This window comes from Mesorhizobium loti R88b (assembly GCF_013170845.1).
Lineage (GTDB): Bacteria > Pseudomonadota > Alphaproteobacteria > Rhizobiales > Rhizobiaceae > Mesorhizobium > Mesorhizobium loti_B.
This window is the reverse complement of record NZ_CP033367.1, coordinates 3,146,016-3,162,844: the sequence shown is the minus strand read 5'-3', so window position 1 is coordinate 3,162,844 and position 16,829 is coordinate 3,146,016. Positions and strand designations below refer to the sequence as shown.

General features: G+C 62.9%; 19 protein-coding genes. 8 read left to right on the top strand and 11 right to left on the bottom strand.

Annotated elements, in window-relative coordinates:
* Positions 1–101: 101 nt before the first annotated feature.
* Positions 102–1,058, bottom strand: coding sequence for an IS5 family transposase (locus EB235_RS15485; RefSeq protein ID WP_027032034.1), 957 nt, complete (start codon positions 1,056–1,058; stop codon positions 102–104).
* 304 nt (positions 1,059–1,362) lie between these two features.
* Between EB235_RS15485 and yghU the strand changes: the two genes are divergently transcribed.
* Positions 1,363–2,235 (top strand): glutathione-dependent disulfide-bond oxidoreductase, encoded by an 873-nt coding sequence (yghU, locus tag EB235_RS15480; protein WP_027030133.1) that lies wholly within the window; start codon positions 1,363–1,365, stop codon positions 2,233–2,235.
* Between the two features lie 87 nt (positions 2,236–2,322).
* On the opposite strand, the gene EB235_RS15475 is transcribed toward yghU, so the two are convergent.
* Positions 2,323–2,652 (bottom strand): DUF1236 domain-containing protein, encoded by a 330-nt coding sequence (locus tag EB235_RS15475; protein WP_027030134.1) that lies wholly within the window; start codon positions 2,650–2,652, stop codon positions 2,323–2,325.
* Between the two features lie 533 nt (positions 2,653–3,185).
* Here EB235_RS15475 and EB235_RS15470 point away from each other — a divergent pair.
* Positions 3,186–3,332 carry a hypothetical protein gene (locus EB235_RS15470; RefSeq protein WP_155256355.1) on the top strand — a complete coding sequence of 49 codons (147 nt, stop codon included), beginning with the start codon at positions 3,186–3,188 and terminating at the stop codon, positions 3,330–3,332.
* A gap of 155 nt (positions 3,333–3,487) precedes the next feature.
* On the top strand, positions 3,488–3,763 hold the full coding sequence (locus EB235_RS15465) for a hypothetical protein (RefSeq protein ID WP_027030135.1): 276 nt from the start codon (positions 3,488–3,490) through the stop codon (positions 3,761–3,763).
* A gap of 38 nt (positions 3,764–3,801) precedes the next feature.
* Here EB235_RS15465 and EB235_RS15460 read toward each other — a convergent pair whose 3' ends face one another.
* Positions 3,802–4,047: an exopolysaccharide production repressor protein gene (locus EB235_RS15460; protein WP_027030136.1), complete on the bottom strand. Its 246-nt coding sequence runs from the start codon at positions 4,045–4,047 to the stop codon at positions 3,802–3,804.
* Positions 4,048–4,258: 211 nt separating this feature from the next.
* Between EB235_RS15460 and EB235_RS15455 the strand changes: the two genes are divergently transcribed.
* From EB235_RS15455 to EB235_RS15435, 5 genes are all read left to right on the top strand, one after another.
* The gene (locus EB235_RS15455) at positions 4,259–4,999 is read left to right on the top strand and encodes a sulfotransferase family protein (RefSeq protein ID WP_027030137.1); all 741 of its coding nucleotides are present in this window, start codon (positions 4,259–4,261) and stop codon (positions 4,997–4,999) included.
* A 112-nt stretch (positions 5,000–5,111) separates the two neighbouring features.
* A complete protein-coding gene (locus EB235_RS15450) occupies positions 5,112–5,396 on the top strand; it encodes a hypothetical protein (protein ID WP_027030138.1) in 285 nt (94 codons plus the stop codon).
* Positions 5,397–5,469: 73 nt separating this feature from the next.
* Positions 5,470–6,438 carry a DUF535 family protein gene (locus tag EB235_RS15445; protein WP_167334858.1) on the top strand — a complete coding sequence of 323 codons (969 nt, stop codon included), beginning with the start codon at positions 5,470–5,472 and terminating at the stop codon, positions 6,436–6,438.
* A 285-nt stretch (positions 6,439–6,723) separates the two neighbouring features.
* Positions 6,724–6,930 (top strand): hypothetical protein, encoded by a 207-nt coding sequence (locus EB235_RS15440; protein WP_027030139.1) that lies wholly within the window; start codon positions 6,724–6,726, stop codon positions 6,928–6,930.
* A gap of 64 nt (positions 6,931–6,994) precedes the next feature.
* Entirely contained in the window at positions 6,995–7,243 is a 249-nt protein-coding gene (locus EB235_RS15435) for a hypothetical protein (protein WP_155256357.1), read from the top strand.
* 302 nt (positions 7,244–7,545) lie between these two features.
* Here EB235_RS15435 and EB235_RS15430 read toward each other — a convergent pair whose 3' ends face one another.
* The 8 genes from EB235_RS15430 to EB235_RS15395 form a co-directional block, all read right to left on the bottom strand.
* Positions 7,546–8,742: an amidohydrolase family protein gene (locus EB235_RS15430; protein ID WP_027030141.1), complete on the bottom strand. Its 1,197-nt coding sequence runs from the start codon at positions 8,740–8,742 to the stop codon at positions 7,546–7,548.
* Between the two features lie 175 nt (positions 8,743–8,917).
* Positions 8,918–9,469: an isochorismatase family protein gene (locus EB235_RS15425; RefSeq protein WP_027030142.1), complete on the bottom strand. Its 552-nt coding sequence runs from the start codon at positions 9,467–9,469 to the stop codon at positions 8,918–8,920.
* Between the two features lie 87 nt (positions 9,470–9,556).
* Complete coding sequence (locus EB235_RS15420; protein WP_027030143.1) at positions 9,557–11,164, bottom strand: WD40 repeat domain-containing protein; 1,608 nt, start codon at positions 11,162–11,164, stop codon at positions 9,557–9,559.
* A 431-nt stretch (positions 11,165–11,595) separates the two neighbouring features.
* Complete coding sequence (locus tag EB235_RS15415) at positions 11,596–12,789, bottom strand: hypothetical protein (RefSeq protein ID WP_027030144.1); 1,194 nt, start codon at positions 12,787–12,789, stop codon at positions 11,596–11,598.
* 129 nt (positions 12,790–12,918) lie between these two features.
* Entirely contained in the window at positions 12,919–13,689 is a 771-nt protein-coding gene (locus EB235_RS15410; RefSeq protein WP_027030145.1) for an exodeoxyribonuclease III, read from the bottom strand.
* 7 nt (positions 13,690–13,696) lie between these two features.
* A complete protein-coding gene (locus tag EB235_RS15405; RefSeq protein ID WP_027030146.1) occupies positions 13,697–14,341 on the bottom strand; it encodes an alpha/beta hydrolase family protein in 645 nt (214 codons plus the stop codon).
* Positions 14,342–14,553: 212 nt separating this feature from the next.
* A complete protein-coding gene (locus EB235_RS15400) occupies positions 14,554–15,672 on the bottom strand; it encodes a tetratricopeptide repeat protein (protein WP_027030148.1) in 1,119 nt (372 codons plus the stop codon).
* Positions 15,669–16,577 carry a Ku protein gene (locus EB235_RS15395; RefSeq protein ID WP_027030149.1) on the bottom strand — a complete coding sequence of 303 codons (909 nt, stop codon included), beginning with the start codon at positions 16,575–16,577 and terminating at the stop codon, positions 15,669–15,671. Before EB235_RS15395 ends, EB235_RS15400 begins: the two co-directional genes overlap by 4 nt.
* Positions 16,578–16,829: the final 252 nt, after the last annotated feature.

The window sequence follows — 16,829 nt, the reverse complement described above, 5'->3', positions numbered from 1 at the left end:
GCAGACTTGCGGAGCGATTTGACCGAGAGGTCTCGCTTGGCTTTGGGTTTTGGGGTGGAGTTCGATGGTAGTGCGACCCTTGAAGCCGGATACCGGCGCACCTATCCCGAGATGGCAATCCATCGGCGCATGTTGAAGGCGATCGCCGCCATCGTCACCTGGGCAGTGGCCTTCGCCAGCCCGACATAGCGGATCGTGGTCAGCTTCATGCGGTTCTTGAGCGTGGCGAAGGTGGTCTCGACTGCGGCACGCCGTCTGGCGATCAGACGGTTGTAATGTTTGAGCCGCGGCGGCAGCGCATGGTGCTTGTTGGGGCGGCGCGCGATGCGGGGCTTCTTGCCTGCAGCCTTGAGCCGAGCACGGCGGGCATGGGTGTCGTAGGCGGCATCCGCCCATACCGTCTTTTCGTCGCCGCAGATCAAGGCATCGGCCACCACGGTGTCGTTGACGTTGGCTGGAGTGGTGATCACCGTGCGGATCAGGCCGGAGCCCTCATCCACCCCGACATGGGCCTTGTAACCGAAGGTGAAGTCGCGCTTACTCTGTCTTACGGTGGGACGGGCATCGGCATCCCTCGACGGCCGCTCGTCCGTCGGCGGCAATGAGACCGCGTCGATTAGCGTGGCATCCAGCATTGTGCCGCGCTTTAAGATCACGCCGGCCTTCTCCAACTGCCGATCCAGTTCGCCAAACAGCTTCTCCATCAGCCCTTCGCCGACAAGAAGGTTGCGAAAGCGCGACAGCACCGTGTGATCGGGAATGCTCTCCTCAAGACCAAGCCCGACAAAACGCCTGAATGACAACCGGTCGCTCAGCGCCTCCTCCAGTTCGCGATCAGATAGGCCGTAGAGCGACTGCAGCAGCAGTGCCTTGAACAGCACCAGCGGCGGCCATGCAGCCCGACCCGGTCCGCCATCGCGCAGCGGGTTGAGCAGCTTCTCGAAGCGGTACCACTTCACCAAACCTGACAGCCGGTCGAGCGGCGAAGAACCGCCCACCAGCTTGGTACCCAGAAAGGCTTCCGCCAAGCTCAACTGACCCGTCTGCTTCACTGCCATCGTGATTCCCTCCGAGCGTCCGCATCAGAGAATCACAACCAGCGAATTACGCAACAGGCCCCTTGCGGGAGAAGGTGGCCTCGCGAAGCGAGGTCGGATGAGAGGTGCTCCAGAAAGCACCAACGCCTCACTCCGCTGGAACACCCCTCATCCGTCTCGGCGCTGCGCGCCGATCCACCTTCCCCCACAAGGGGGAAGGAAGAAACCTACCGCCATTGACAATAGTTCAACGCAAGTTGAACTTCCCCCTCGACAGCCCTAGCTGTAGGTGGACCTGCCCATCCTTCCCCCAACGAGGCCCGACATGACCGACTACACCCCGCCGAAAGTATGGACCTGGAACAAGGCAAATGGCGGCGCCTTTGCCAGCATCAACCGGCCGATCGCCGGGCCGACGCATGACAAGGAACTGCCTGTCGGCAAGCATCCGCTGCAGCTCTATTCGCTGGCGACGCCGAACGGCGTCAAGGTGACTGTGATGCTTGAGGAGCTTCTGGCGCGCGGCCACAAGGGCGCCGAATACGATGCATGGCTGATCAAGATCAATGATGGCGACCAGTTCGGCAGCGGTTTCGTCGAGGTCAACCCCAACTCCAAGATTCCGGCGCTGATGGACCGCAGCGGCAAGACGCCAATCCGGATCTTCGAATCCGGCTCGATCCTGGTCTATCTCGCGGAAAAATTCGGCGAATTCCTGCCCACCGAGCAGCCGGCCCGTGCGGAAGTGCTGTCCTGGCTGTTCTGGCAGATGGGTTCGGCGCCGTATCTGGGCGGCGGCTTCGGCCATTTCTATGCCTACGCGCCGCAGAAATTCGAATACGCCATCGACCGCTTCGCCATGGAAACCAAGCGACAGATGGACGTGCTCGACCGCCGGCTGGCCGAAGCGGAATATCTCGGCGGCAAGGATTACTCGATCGCCGACATGGCGGTCTGGCCCTGGTATGGCGGGCTGGCGCTCGGCCGCATGTACAATGATTCCGCCGACTTCCTGTCGGTGCAGGAATACAGCCATGTGCAGCGCTGGGCCAAGGCGATCGACGAGCGCCCGGCGGTCAAGCGCGGCCGCATGGTCAATCGCGCCTTCGGCGAGCCGGCCATGCAGCTGCACGAGCGCCACGACGCCAGCGATTTCGAGACGAAGACGCAGGACAAGCTGGCAACGGCCGCCGAGTAGGCAAAGGCAAAGCCGTTCTAGCCAACAAAAACCCGTCACCAATGCGAAATTGGTGACGGGTTCTTCATGCAGGTGACTGCCGAAAGTTCAGTGCAGAACTTCGACGATCTGATGGGTGTCGGGGTCCACCAGGACCGTCTGGTCATTGATGACGGCCACGCGGTACTTCACATCAGGCACTTCGCGCAGCACAACCGTATCCGGCACCGGCGAGCCGAGCTTCAGCTCGACGCCCAGAAGGTTGACCGATGCCAGCGGCTCCTTCTTGATGTATTGGCGAACGACGGTCTCCTGCTCGGGTTGGACCACGATCTGCTGCGCCGGCTGCTTGACCACGACGACGTCTTCAGCCGCCGCGACACCAATGCCGCTCATGAGGACCAGTGCGGCTGCCGTACCCGAAAGATAATATTTCATAGTAACCTCCATTTTGTTATCCGAAATTCCGCCTGCAGGGAAAACTCCGCCACCGCCGCGAGGTTCCATCTCAATTTCTGAAATACATATGCAGATTGACCGACAAAGATGATTTCGAAGTCCTGCCAGACGGAGCGATCACGGCGACATAATGCTTTAGAAAGCTGAAATTATTCGCCACAACTGCCAACCCACTTGAGAGTAGGCCGCAGAGTCCACTTGCCTGGGAAAGGCACACCGGGACGCTTCTTCCCGGGAAGTCGATCCACTTCCCGGGGAAATCGATTCGCCGGCCCTGGATAACAGCCAACGTCGAGCGCGCCGTGTCGTTCCCGAGTGCTCGTCCGGCGCACGAAAAAGGCCCACCCTGCCGGGAGCAGAGCGAGCCTTAGACTGTGCCGGCGGAGGTGGCAGCCTCACCGGTCACATCTGGAAAACGCCGGTGCCGGCGTCCGGTTCCAATCAGTGTTCAAGGTGGCCTGCATCAGATGCAACCATGTCGCCATGGCGACGTTGTCCACGACATTTCCCAGATGAAATTCTACAGCAAGGATGATCGCGACATGGCTCCTCGACCCTCCGTGACCAAGCATCCCTTCACGCTGATGTTTGTGGTGATCGCGCTGATGGCGCCCTTTGCCGGCCTTGCCTGGCGCACGCGCGAATGGATGGGCTGGTAGCCTCCAATTAGGCATGCTTGGTTCGGCTGAGGTCAGCCTCGTGTCACCGAAACGTGACCAGTCATAAATATTAGGTGCATCTAAATAGTCTGCTGGCGGTGGTATTGATGGCAACTGCCTCCAATCCGGCGGCAGAAAAAGGGAGGGAATAGTCCATGAACATCAAAACAATCTGCCTCGGTGCATTGGCCGCAACCGTGATTGCCGGCTCAGCGCTGGCCGGTATCCTCGACGAGCCAAAGATGATGGCCCCCTTCTTCACGGACAAGACCATGAAGACGATGAAGGGTGACGCCGACATGAAGAAGGTCTGGGCGAAGATGTCGAAGAAGCATCAGACCGCTATGATGAAGGAATGCCAGGACGCCGCGATGAGCAAACCGCATGCCGAGTTCTGCGCCAAGCTGAACGCGCTCGCCGGCAAAGCCTGATTAAATCCAGGGGTGGCGACTCGTCGCCGCTCCTGGCATCAGAGACAGACACCATCCCGCCGCAAGGGCGGCACGCGGCTGACTTGCTCATGGCTCGCTTCGGCCTGTTGCGCGCGCCTGTAGATAAGCCTGATGACCAGCACCACATAGCCCACCTGCAGTATGATCAGGGTCACCACCGTCCAGGCCAGCGCCTCCCAGAAAGAACCGGTGGCCATATAGGTCCACACCGCGACAACGATCGTCGTGGCCGACATCCCAACGAGAAACTGTCCAAAATACATCGATTCCCAACGTCGCCGAAACCGTCCCGGTTCGCACGACTCCCTGCCCGAACTCCCATTGCCCGCAGACAAAGTTCCATTATTTTAGCAACTTCGCAAGTATGTGATCAGCCGGCTCGGCAACGGCTATTGCGCGTTGGCCTGGTCCGGCGCAATTTGATGCTCACGGACTGATATAACGGAGAAAACAAGTCCGGGGGGGACGGGGGAAATGACGCTCAAATTGATCGGGGCCGGTTTCGGCCGTACAGGCACGTGGTCGACTTTTGCCGCGCTGAACAGGCTCGGCCTGCCCTGCTATCACATGCAGGAAGTGATCATGAACAAGGCCAACAAGGGCCATCTCGATTTCTGGCGCAAAGTGGCCAACAGCCCACCCGGCAGCCAGCACGACTGGAACCGCGTCTTCGCCAATTATACGGCGACCGTCGACAATCCCGGCTGCTGCGTGTGGAAAGAATTGCTGGCCACCTATCCCGACGCCAAGGTGCTTTTGACCTTGCACCCGCGCGGCGCCGAGGCGTGGTACGAAAGCACCATCGACACGATCTATTTCACCAAGAATGTCTGGCAGTTCAAGATCCTGGAGTGGCTGACGCCGTTCGGCCGGAAATTCGGCGACATGTCGAACAAGCTGGTGTGGGGCCGCACGCTGGACGGCGTGATGGACGACCGCGCCAAGGCCGTGGCGCGATACAACGCCTATATCGAGGAGGTGAAGGCAGCGGTGCCGCCGCACAAGCTGCTGGTCTACAAGGTGACCGAGGGCTGGGCGCCGCTCTGTGAGTTCCTGGGCGTTGCGCTGCCCAACGATCCCTTCCCCAACCTCAACGACCGCGAGACGATCAAGAAGATCATCCGCGACATCATCAAGGGGTCGTACATCATGCTGGGGCTGGCGATCGCCGCTGTGGTGGCGGTGCTTGCCGCGCTGTGGTGGTGGCTGGGCTAGCTGCGGCCGCAACCCAACCCGAAGCGCGCCCGAACCCTTTGCCGCCGAGACTAGGGAACTAACCGCTGTACCCCGAGTTTCGCTTCCAGTCTTTCAAGGATTGGAGTCCAGTATGGCACCGCGCGGCAAACCACGCACCGACGATGACGACGGCCCTGAGATCGACGGCCCGACCATCGAGCAGCTTGACTGGGACGCGGTCAAGGGCGGCCAGATCCTGCCGGATTCCGTCTCGGAAAACGGCGACATGCGCTACGGCACGGAAAAGGACGGCGACCTGCCGGACGAAGACGACGACAACGCCAATCAGGACAGCGACGACGCTTTGCCCGACGACGAGGAAGAAGCCGCGATCAAGCGCCATCCCACCCGCGAGGGCCGGTTCGACGAGACGTGAGCGGCACTCCCGCAATGTCCGTGTAATCCCTCCGGGCTAACCCCTCTCCCACATCAGCCGTGTGGGACATATCTTGATTTTCGAAACGAGCGAGCGCGCCTGGCTGCGGGAGACCGCCGGCGTCTTCGGCCAGATACTGGGCCTTTGCGGGCGGCTGGGGGTCGGTCAGTCCAGGATTTTCCTCACCCGTTTCGCCTGCAAGCCGGTGAGCTTTTTCAAATGGTTTCGCTTCCTGTCGAACTTTCGGCGGCGGCATGGGCTGGGCTGCCCGCACGACGATCTCTTCCGCAAGAAGCCCTACAAGTTTCTTGCGCTTGGGCTGCCGGGCCATCGCGGCTTCGAGCTTCTGGTCGACCATTTCAATCTGGCGGCGGCGCGCCTGCCGCGGCACCTGCTCGAGGCTGCCTGGCGCGGGCGGGCCATCGACATCGGCCAGGTGACGGGACGGCGCGATGCCTATGCCCTGACCATGCGCCTGTCCGTTCATTCCGGCACCAGCCATGAAGGCGCCTTCTCGATCAAGCTGACGCGGCAGAGCGACAGGCTCGACCTGGTCAGGTTGAGCTTCATCCTCTATCCCTTGGGCGCCAGCCGCTACACTGTCGCCATCGGCGGGCTCCAGGGCAGCAAGGAGCCGCAGGCCAAGCGCGCCGTCATCGACGCCACGCGCGACCTGTGCGGGCTTAGGCCCAAGGACGCCGCAGTGCTGGTCATGGAAGGCATCGCCATTGGCGGTGGCGCCGATCATGTCCTCGGCGTCTGCGATGCCAGACACACCATCAACTTCCGCTCGCCCGAAAAACGCGCCCGCAAGCGCGCCGACATGGACCGGTACTGGATCGACCGTGGCGGGCAGGAAGGTGGCGAATTCGGCTTCGCAATGCCGGTGCGAAGCCTCGACATGGCAGAGCCGCTCAACCGGCGCGAGGTCTACAAGGTCGAATTCCTGGAGATCGGCAGGAGACTGTTTGTTTCGCAGCGGGATAGGGGTGAGCCTACGAACTGCCCCCTCGCCAGCAAAGATGTGAGTGTGTGCCGTTGATCCCTGTCAAAGCCACATTTTTCATGCCCGAATCGTCGGCGAAGACGTTTGGTCGGCTAAGTTTTTTGCCCGGGTATTATATCAGTATTGACTAAAATATCGGAACGTCCAATGGACATTGCCGGAACCGAACAGGCTCCCTCGGACCTTTGCCTCAAGCCACCTAAGACCTTGGTCCCATAAGGACACGCAAAGGGCCGATGTGGTTCTTCATCGGGAACATCCCACCTTTGCCTTCGTTTTCCGCAAGGTCTCCGGACCGGACTGTATATCGGAGGAAGAGCAATGCACCATCGGTCCGTCATCAACAAAACTGGCCACGGCCCTGGCACGGCTATCGCCGTGTTGATGGTCGGACTTGTGGTAATCGGGGTTGTCTTCCTCGTCCTGGGCGGCTTGCTCTATTTCGGCGAGCAGCAGTCCAGTCAACGCGCTCTGTCTTCCGTGCCTGCCCGAGCGACCCAGGCGGCCGACCAGAGGGCGGCTGAGTGACGAGCCTGCGCCCCGGAGCGCCACTTTCTTTACACAAGAATCTATTCACATCGGAGGACTCAAAGTGAAATCCATTCTTCTCCCAGCACTTCTCATTGTCTCAGTGCTGTCTCCCGTCAACCTTGCCCCGACACAGGCCGCAAGCCTCGTTATCACCACCGACAATGGCACGCATATGGGCCGGCATCATTGGCGCGATCATCGCTGGCGCAAGCATCACAACCGGCATTGCTTCGTAAAGATCAGGAAGCATTGGCGCCACCACCACTGGGTCATAGAGAAGGTACGGGTCTGCGATTTCGATCGCTTCTGAGCCATGCCGAAGATGCAATTGCCAAAGCCGCGTCGAAGGTTCCGTCTGAACAGGCAAACCCTGGCAGTGGCGGCTGTCTGGAGCGTGGCGGCGGTGGTGCTGGTGCTGATGGCAACGGGAGCGGTCGGTTTTTGAAATCCGACGCAGAGTCTGTCCCCAAGGGATAACGCGCCTCCATCTTGCAATTACATTAGATATTACTAATGTAAAACACGCCGGCTCCCGCCAGAAGCCGGCGGGGCCTGGCGTGTTCCCTTTGCACCTGCCCGCCAGGCCCCTTTCGCCATCCGTCGGCCATTGGCTCAGCGCGCCAGCATTGCTCCACTCTCCGCCACGGCCCTGCCCCGGCGATAGACCGTGCGGTCTTTCGGCACGGCGACCACCGCTTCGGGCACGTGCTCGGCCCCCATGGCGACGAAGTCCGCCCTGGCACCGACCGATATGCCGTAGCCTTCGAGACCCAGTGCCTTGGCACCTGCGTAAGTCACCACATCGAAGGCGGCTTCCAGCTCGTGGTCCTCGTAGAAACCGGAGCGGTAGCCGATCATCTTGGCTCGCGAAAGCATGTCGCCATCGCCATAGGGCCACCAGGAATCGCGGATATTGTCGGAACCGCTGAACACGGTGACGCCGGCCTGCCGCAGAGCCGCCACCGGCGGGAAGGCGTGGTTGCCGGGCGCGTTGGTCATGATCGCCACGCCTGAAGCCGCCAGCATCGCGCCGGCCTTCGCCAGCGCATCGGCCGGGATGTCGCCAAGCCCATAGGCGTGGCTGACGACGACATGGCCGCCCATGCCGAGTGCCTTTGTCCGCGCGGCGATCTCCTCGACCTGGAACAGGCCGAGCGTGCCGCCATCATGCAGATGGATGTCGACACCGGCGCCGTGCTTGCCCGCCAGGGCGAACACCACATCGAGATGGCCCTTCACGTCGCGGTCGAAGCTCGCCGGGTCGAGCCCGCCGACAAGATCGCAGCCGAGCTTCAACGCCTCGTCGAGCAGCTCAGCCGTGCCGGGGGACGAAAGAATACCGCTTTGCGGGAAGGCGACGAGCTGGATGTCGATGAGGTCACGATATTGTTCGCGCACGGCCAGGATGGTCTCGACATGCCTTAACCCGACTGAGCCGTCGACCATGACATGGCTGCGCATGGAGAGGCTGCCATTGCCGATGCAGAGCTCGAGCTGGTTTTTCGCCCGCTCCGCCATCGGCGCCGCGGCGGCAAGGTTCTGCGCCTGGAAAGCCACGCGCTCACGCACGTCGAAGCCGTTGGTACAGGGAATGTGCGGGCGCCAGGCGTCGCCATAAAACGACGTGTCGAGATGGATATGCCCCTCGACGAAGGCCGGCACGACAAGCTGGCCGGCAAGATCAATGGTGGCGGGGTCCGCCGCCTTGCCAGCCGGCGTGATGGCGCTGAAGCGGCCGTCGGTGACGATGAAGTCGACCAGCGAACCATCGGACAGTTTGGCCTTGGTGAAACGGGTGGTGGTGGGCATGGCATCCCTGTCGTTGGTGGCGTTACCCCGCCTAGACCATGCGTGCCAGTCGCGTGTCTACACGGCAAATGCCGAAAACTGTTTCAGAATCCGCCGCATGACGGCGCGAAAAACATATGCCGAACAGGGGGATGCGGGAGATTGATGAATCAGGACGGGAGCACAGCCCCCTGTTTCAGTCTCCCGTCAGCACCTTCGTTGTCAGCACAGCCGCGCCATCCCTGGCGAATTCGCTGTTGTGCCTGTCGATGATCTGCCGGGCGGTCTCATCGGTGCTGTCGAGCGTGCTGTGGGCATCGGAAACCACGATGACGCCAAGCCCCCTGGCGATCGCACTGCGCACAGTCGCAGCGACGCAAAAATCGGTCTGCGCGCCAAGGATCACCACGGCAGCCGCGCCCTGCCCGGCAATCCAGTCACCGAAGGCAGGATTGCTGAAAGCGTCGCGCACGGATTTGGCGAAGGTCGGCTCATCGTCGGCCTGGCCAAGGGCCGGCCACACCGGCCAACCCGGCTCACCCGGTGCCAGCGGGTCGCCTTCGGGTCCATCATGCCTGACGAAAGCGATCTTGCGGCCGCTGCGCCGCGCCCAGTCGATCACCACCCGGGCGCGCTCGGCAATAGCAGGCGCATCATCGATCGGCGGCTCGTGCACACCATCGAACATGCCGGTCTGGAGGTCGATCACAATGAGCGGCGCATTGTCCGCGAGGCTGGGGGCTGACATGATTTTTACATAGCACGCGGGACAAGCCAATCAAGGCTCAAGGGCTGGGCCGACATATCCAGCCTGCGGCTCCGCCGACGAACCGCTTCACCCCGGCGCGCCGGCAAACAGCACGATACCATCCCCACCGCTCGCCGGCCAATCCCTGATGGTGCGGTCGTTGCCGCCGGTCAGCACCGTGCCGTCGGGAGCGAAGGCCACCGCGTAGATCGGGCCGGTCTGGCTGTCGAACATCGCGATCTGGTTGCCGGTTGCCATGTCCCACAGCCGCGCCGTGCCGTCGAGAGACCCCGACAGCAGGCGCTTGCCGTCGGCCGACAGCGCCAGCGTGTAGACCGTGCCTTCATGGCCTTCGAAGCGCTTCACCTCGCGGCCGCTGTCGAGATCCCAGACCTTGATCGTCAAATCGCCGCTGCCGGTGATCACATGGTGCCCGTCGGCGGTGAAGACAGCGCCATAGGTGCCCTGGTCGTGGCCGTGCCAGCTGCGCAGCTGCTTGCCGCTTTCGATGTCCCAGAGTTTCAGCGTGCCGTCGATGCTGCCGCTCAGCGCCTGCTTGCCGTCGGGCGAAACAGCGACCGCGCTGACCGACCAGTCGTGCCCGGTCAAAACATGCAGCACGGAATTGTTGACGAGATCCCAGACGATGACGTTGCCGGTGTCGTGTCCGCTGACGGCGCGCTTGCCGTCCGGGCTGATAGCCAGCTGCCTGACGCCGCCATTCTGGCCGGACTGGAAGACATGCAGCACGGCGCCGTCGGCAAGTTTGCGCAGCACGATCTCGCCGTCGTCGCCCGCCGTCAGCGCGCTGACGCCATCGGGCATGTAGAGCGCGGTGCGCGCCATGTCCTTGTGGACGCCGAGATTGCGGATCAGGTGCTTGCCGCCAATGTCCCACAGCTTGATCACATGGTCGGTGCTGGCACTCATGATCGAGTGGCCGTCGGGCGCCACCGAAAGCCAGACGACCGCATCGCTATGGCCATCGGGCTGCGTTGGCGCGGCCGGCGGCGGGGGCGGCAATGGCGCCACCGTGGGCGGCGGGATGACAGCGACCTCCGGCGGTGACGGCGCGGCGGGGACCGGCGCAGGCACGGGCGGCGCTGGCGGCACCGGTGCGGCGGGCGGGCTGGCGGCTACCGGGGGCGGCGCGGGTGGCAGAGCCGGCGGGGCTGGCGGCGTTGCCGGCTCCGGAGCCGGCGGCGCGCTGGCGACATCCTGGCTCTTCGGCTCGCTGGGCCTGGGTTCAGCAAGCTTGGGTTCGTCGGGCTTGGGTTCGTCGGGCTTGGGTTCGGCCGCCTTGGGCAGGTTGGCCATCTCGCCGCCGCCCCACGGGCCGAACCGGTCAACGGCCAGCCCTGCGACAACAACCAGTGGCAGAGCGAGAAAGAGCTTGCGCAGGCCGGGCCTGCCGGTCTCCTGCACCTCCGCCGCGCGGCCAAACAGCGGCGCTCCAGCAGCATGCGCCGGCCGCCCCGGCAACAGCCCGGCCCAGAACAGAAAGACACCGATCAGACAGGCAAGTGCCGCTAGCAGGAGCCCGGTCAACCGCAAGGAGGCCGCATCCGAGGGCAGTGCGAAAAAGTCTTGCCAGCCAACGGCACCAGTAACGACGAGCGGATAGACCCGCGCAAGGCAGCCGAAGGCAACCACGGCCAAGGCAAGCGCCAGCACCCTGTCAGCCAATCTGTTCATTGCGCCCTCCGCCCGCGGATCCAGATAAGATTATCAGCGCCAGCGTATACGGCAAAGCGCTGCCCTCGCTACCGGCCCTGATGTATATCGGCGCAACTGTCCCGGCTTGAGCTGGGGATATGCATAGATACAACAGCTTAAGCATGTCGGGAACATGCCTTAGAGTGCCGATTTATGCCCGATTGGGCCGAAGCAATCGGCATTCTGAATGCCGGATTCTCCGATAGTCTTGTTGAGATAGTCTGGACTATCCCCAGCGCAACATTGACAGAGGACCACGATGTGTCACACTCGCGACGGGATATAGTGGAGAGTCCGCACAATGAAGAAGATTTATGAACGGCCTACGTTGATCAAGAAGGGAAATCTGAAATTTCTCACGGCCGCGACCAACGGTGCAGCGGTCTCGCCCCCGGTTACGCCGCAATAAGTCAGCCCGTCAGCATCAGGTCGTCCAGCACCATTTGCCAGTAGTGTTTCGTTGAAAGACGGACACGGGTTACTTCCTTGAGCATCGGGGCATAGTGCAGCGGCGTCAGCGCCGACAGCACCAGCTGGTTGCTGGCGACCAGCTGCTCGCCCAGCCAACACTCGATCAGCGCCATCTCCCCTTCCGACTTCAGCCACGCAGCGCTTAGCAGCACCGAGTGGAAACCGAACGGGGTTTCGCGGCTGAATTCGGCCGGGTAGCCGCTGCTTGTGTAGGCCACGTGGTCGCCCGAAACATTACCGTTGACATAGCCTTCGCTGCCCTTGGTGTGATCCTGTGCCATGGCGTTGAGGTTGCGCCATTGCAGCCCGGCATGGCCGCACGGGATCTTGCGGAAGCCGCGTCCGGTGACGTCGTCGAAGCCGATCGTCCGCAGCGAGGTCTCGCTCGGCAGCGTTTGCGGCGACAGCAGCCCGAGATCGGTCGGATAGGGCGAAAGCGCAAGCTGCCGGTCAAGGCCGCCGCCGGCGATCGCCACCGTGTCGGCCCTGCCGGCGAGGTCAAGCCGGAAGGGAGAGTCCGGCGCCAGCACCAGGCTCTCCAGCACGTGCCCGTTTGCCATCACCGACAGGGTCACGCTGCCGCCTGACGCCATCCTGCCGGCTAGGCTGCGCGCCGGCGCCAGCCCGACGGGCTGCGGCAGGTTCTGCGACACCAGCCCGGCCGGCGAGCCAGGCGCCAGCCGAAAATCCTGCGACTGCGTCTCGTTGGCGCTGGGCGAGCTCCAGCCAGGCGGCACCGAAACCGCAAACCGGTAGGCGCCAGGCGAGCGGATCATGGCATTGGCCGAAGACGTCGACATGGCGAAATTGGCAAAGCCGCCATTGTTCGTCCGGGTTGCAGCGACGACGCCGCCTTGCCCGTCGAACAGCCGCACCATGATGCCGGCCATCGGTCGGTCGCCAACGCCGTATCTCCCGTCGCGGTCGACATCAAAATAGACGAAGGACGAGTAGTTGACGGTGCCCGTGCTGCGCTCCCAGTCGGTACGCACGGCATAATCGTTGGCTGGATCCGCCCGTCGCCTGGCGCGGCGTCGGAGACGCGCCTTGCGCAACAGCCAGACGCCGCATGCCGCGACCGCAATGAGGCCGGCGGCCGCAAGCAGGATTTCGACGGGGTGGAAATCATGCATGGCGGGCAGGCTTCGATAGTGGCCTCTCGCGGCTCTCAGACATGCAATGCATCAAACGCCCCCCGATGCTGATCATCGCCAGATTAGCGCGAGATGGCGCCTGCGCAAAAGGAACGCGCGGATAATGCCTCACCTCAACTCCACCCAAACCGGCGCATGATCACTCGCACCATCTTGACCGCGCACCTCACGGTCGATGCCGGCCCCTTTCAGCCGGCGAGCGAGCGTCTTCGACAGCAATATGTGGTCGAGCCTGAGGCCCGCATCGCGCGGCCAGCGGTTCCGGCGATAATCCCAGAAGGTGTAGAGCGTCTCCTTCGGGTGCTTCTTCCGCAGCGCATCGGTCCAACCCTGGTCAAGAAGGGCGGCGAAGGCGGCCCGGCTTTCCGGCTGCACCAGCGCATTGTCGTCGTAGGAGCGGGTGGCGTAGATGTCGCTGGGATCGGGCACGATGTTGTAGTCGCCGGCCAACACCACCGGCAGGCCGGTGTCGAAAAGCTGTTCGGCATGCGCTTCCAGCCGCGCATGCCAGGCCAGCTTGTACTGAAATTTCGGCCCTGGCTGCGGGTTGCCGTTCGGCGCGTAGAGGCAAGCGATGATGATGCCGTTCACCGCCGCCTCGATATAGCGGCTCTGCTTGTCGGCATCGTCGCCGGGCAACACGTCGCGGGTCAGCACCGGCTCGGCACCGCGCGCGAGGATGGCGACGCCATTCCAGGTCGGCTCGCCCTTCCACACCGCGCCATAGCCGGCGTCGGCCAGCGCGGTGCGCGGAAACTGCATGTCGCGTGCCTTCAGTTCCTGCAGGCACACGACATCGGGTTTTGCCGCCGCCAGCCACGCCAGCAGGTTTTCGAGCCGGCTGTTGATGTTGTTGATGTTGAAGGTGGCGATTTTCATTGGCGGGTCAGGAGGCGACCCTGCCTGCCCACACCTTCACCGTCTCCGCCACCGTTTTCAAATGATCTGCCGTCGAAAATCCCGAAATACTCTTGCGTGGCTTGAGGTCGTGGTCGCCATCCTCCAGCCACACCACCTCGATGCAGTCGGAGAGCCCATAGCCAGCCACCTCGTCCTCCGTGCCGAACTCGTCGCGCGTGCCCTGAAAAATCAGCGTTGGTGTCTTCAGCCCGATGAGATGCTTGGTCCGCAATTGCTCGGGCTTGCCGGGTGGATGGAAGGGATAGCCGAGGCAGACCAGCCCTGAAATCTCGCCCTTGGCGAACATCTCGTCCGCCACCATCGACGCGACGCGCCCGCCCATCGACTTGCCGCCGATGATCAGCTTGCCCGTCACGCCCTTGGCCCTGAGGTCGGCGATCGCCTTGATGTATTCCGGGTTCACCGTCTCGGCGCGCGGCGGCGGCTTGCGCTGGCCGTAGCGGCGCGCCGCCATATAGTGGAATTCGAAGCGCGCCACCTGGAAGCCGGCCGCGGCTAAAGCCTTCGCGGTGGCGATCATCGAGGGAGAATCCATCGACGCACCGGCGCCATGCGCGAGCAGGATGGTGACCGGGGCGGTGTCATCGCCGTCGAAGAGGAAGCTGGTCATGGGGCGGTCTTCCTGGAAAGGTAGCGTTCCGTGTCGCCCCCCTCTGTCCTGCCGGACATCTCCCCCTCAAGGGGGGAGATTGGATGGCGTTGTCGCTTTCGCCAATCGCCAAGGTTGGAAGGCGGGCGAGACAGCAAAGCAGCCAATCTCCCCCCTTGAGGGGGAGATGTCCGGCAGGACAGAGGGGGGCGTTCAAGCGCGACCATCAATTCTCACCCCGCCGTCCGCGCCAGCTGCATATCGACGAACTGCACGCCCTTGGTCGCCACTCCGGCCCATTCGGACTCTGCGTCGAGCTCCAGATAGCGCACCCACAGCCGCCGCGCCTCGAGCAAATTGCCGGCGTCGAATTCCAGCCGCGCCAGATTGAACACCGGATCGGCATAGCTCTTGTCGAGCGCGATCGCCTTCTGCAGATGCTTTCGCGCCGACGCGTCGCGCCCTTGCTCGCTCATCAGGCCGGCAAGGTTGAACCAGGCTTCGACGAAGGCCGGGTCGAGTTTTATTGCCCTGGCATAATCATGCGCGGCCTCCGCAGCGTGGCCGCCGGCGCGCAGGCAGTTGGCGCGGTTGAAGGCGGCGATGGCGTCAGTGGGGTCGATGGCGAGGCAGCGCTGGTAGAGTGCGGCAGCACCTTCATGGGCGCCGCCCTCCTCCGCCGCTTCGGCCTCGGCAAACAGCTCTTCCAGCGTGTCGTCGCCTTGTGGCGCGCTGCCCAGGTCGAACAACAGCTGCCCGTCAAGTTCGCTCTGGCCGCCCTCGAGATAGATGGCGTCGGGCCGGCCATGCTGGGAGCCGACGGCGAGCGACTTGGCGGTAAGCGACGCCACCGGGCCGGAGCGATGCACGGAGCGCGCAATCGCGCCCCATGCAGCACCCCCGGCGACAAGCCCGGCATATTTGCGCGCCAGGATCAGGTCGCGGAAGGAATAGGGTTCGCTGTCATGCTCGAAGGCGTCGAACAGCGACAACAGGTCAAGGTCGGCGCCGGACAGCCGCGATTGCTCGATCAGTGATTGCCGCGACAGCGACGACGCCTCCGGCGCCTTCATCAGCCCGAGCCGGCGCAAGAAACCGTTCTCGCTGAGCAGCGTTCGCCCGGCGGCGCGCTCGGCGGCGACGCGGCGCTCGATCCCGGCATCGCCGTTTTTCGTCAAGCCAGTCCTGGCGAGAAGTGTGCGGCCGAACACGACATGCGTCGTGCGCCTGGTGATGCCGCGCCTGAGCTGGCCGTGCTGGCGCTCGACCTCGCGTACAGCGAGCCTGAGCGGAAACGCCGTCAGAGCGCCGACCGTGCCAAAGACCGCCCCCGAAACGGCCGGTGCCGTCATTTCTTGCTCTTGCCGACCGCCTTCAGCAGACTGGCTTTCAGCGGATTCTCAGCCGCACCGCCCGCTGCCGCCTTCTTGGCGGCCGGTTTTGCCGCCACCTCGTCGGCCTTGCTCTTCGACTTGGCCGGCGGCTTCGACTGCGACAGGCTCGCCTTCAGCGCGTCCATCAGGTTGATGACATTACCGCGCTCGGGGGCGGCCGCGATAATCGGCTTGTGGCCCTTGAGCTTCTCACGGATCATCGCCATCAGCGCGATCTCGTAGCGATCCTCGTAATTCTTCGGATCGAAGGTGGTTTCCTTCTGCTTGATCAGCGCTTCGGCGAGCTCAAGCATTTCCTGGTCAGGCTTGCCGGCCGGAATGTTGCCGAAATACTCAACTGTGCCGCGCACTTCGTTCGGATTCCTCAATGTGCACACGAACATGCCGTTCTCGCGCGCGCCGATCGTCACGATGCGCTCGCGGCTGGACAGCACCAGCCGCGCGATCGCCAGCTTGCCGGACTTGCGCATCGCTTCACGCAACACAGCGAAGGTCTCTTCGGCCATCGCCCCATCCGGCGCCATGTAGTAGGGCGCATCCTGGTAGATGACGTCGACCTCGCCCTCGTCGACGAAGGCCTCGATGTTCATCGTGTGGTTGGATTCGATGCGCACCGCGTCGAGGTCGGCATCATCGATGATGATGTACTGCTTGTCCTCGTACTCATAACCCTTGACCAGATCCGAGCGCTCGACGAGCCCCAGTTCAGGGTCGACCGGCTTCATATTGATGCGGTTGTGGGTCTTCTTGTGCAGCTGATTGAACGAGATGCGCTCGCTGGTCGTCGTCGCCGGATAGAGCCGGACCGGACAGCTGACGAGGCTGAGCTTGAGGTAACCCTTCCAACTTGCCCTTGGCGCCATGATACACTCCTACGCGGCCATGCACTGACATTCTAGCTCGAGCATGATCTTGCTCTCTGCAGCGCTTTTCGTCCGAAGGACGAACGAGGCTGCGCAAATCCTACACCGACCCCGCACAATACCGGCAAATCCCTGACGAAATCTTCCGGTGCCTCTTTGAGGTCGTTTGGGAGAGGATAATTCAAATTGTCGGAAGCGTCGATGGACTGGGTTTCCTCGCCTCTTCCAAGCAGCTGGTCTTTGGCGATAGCG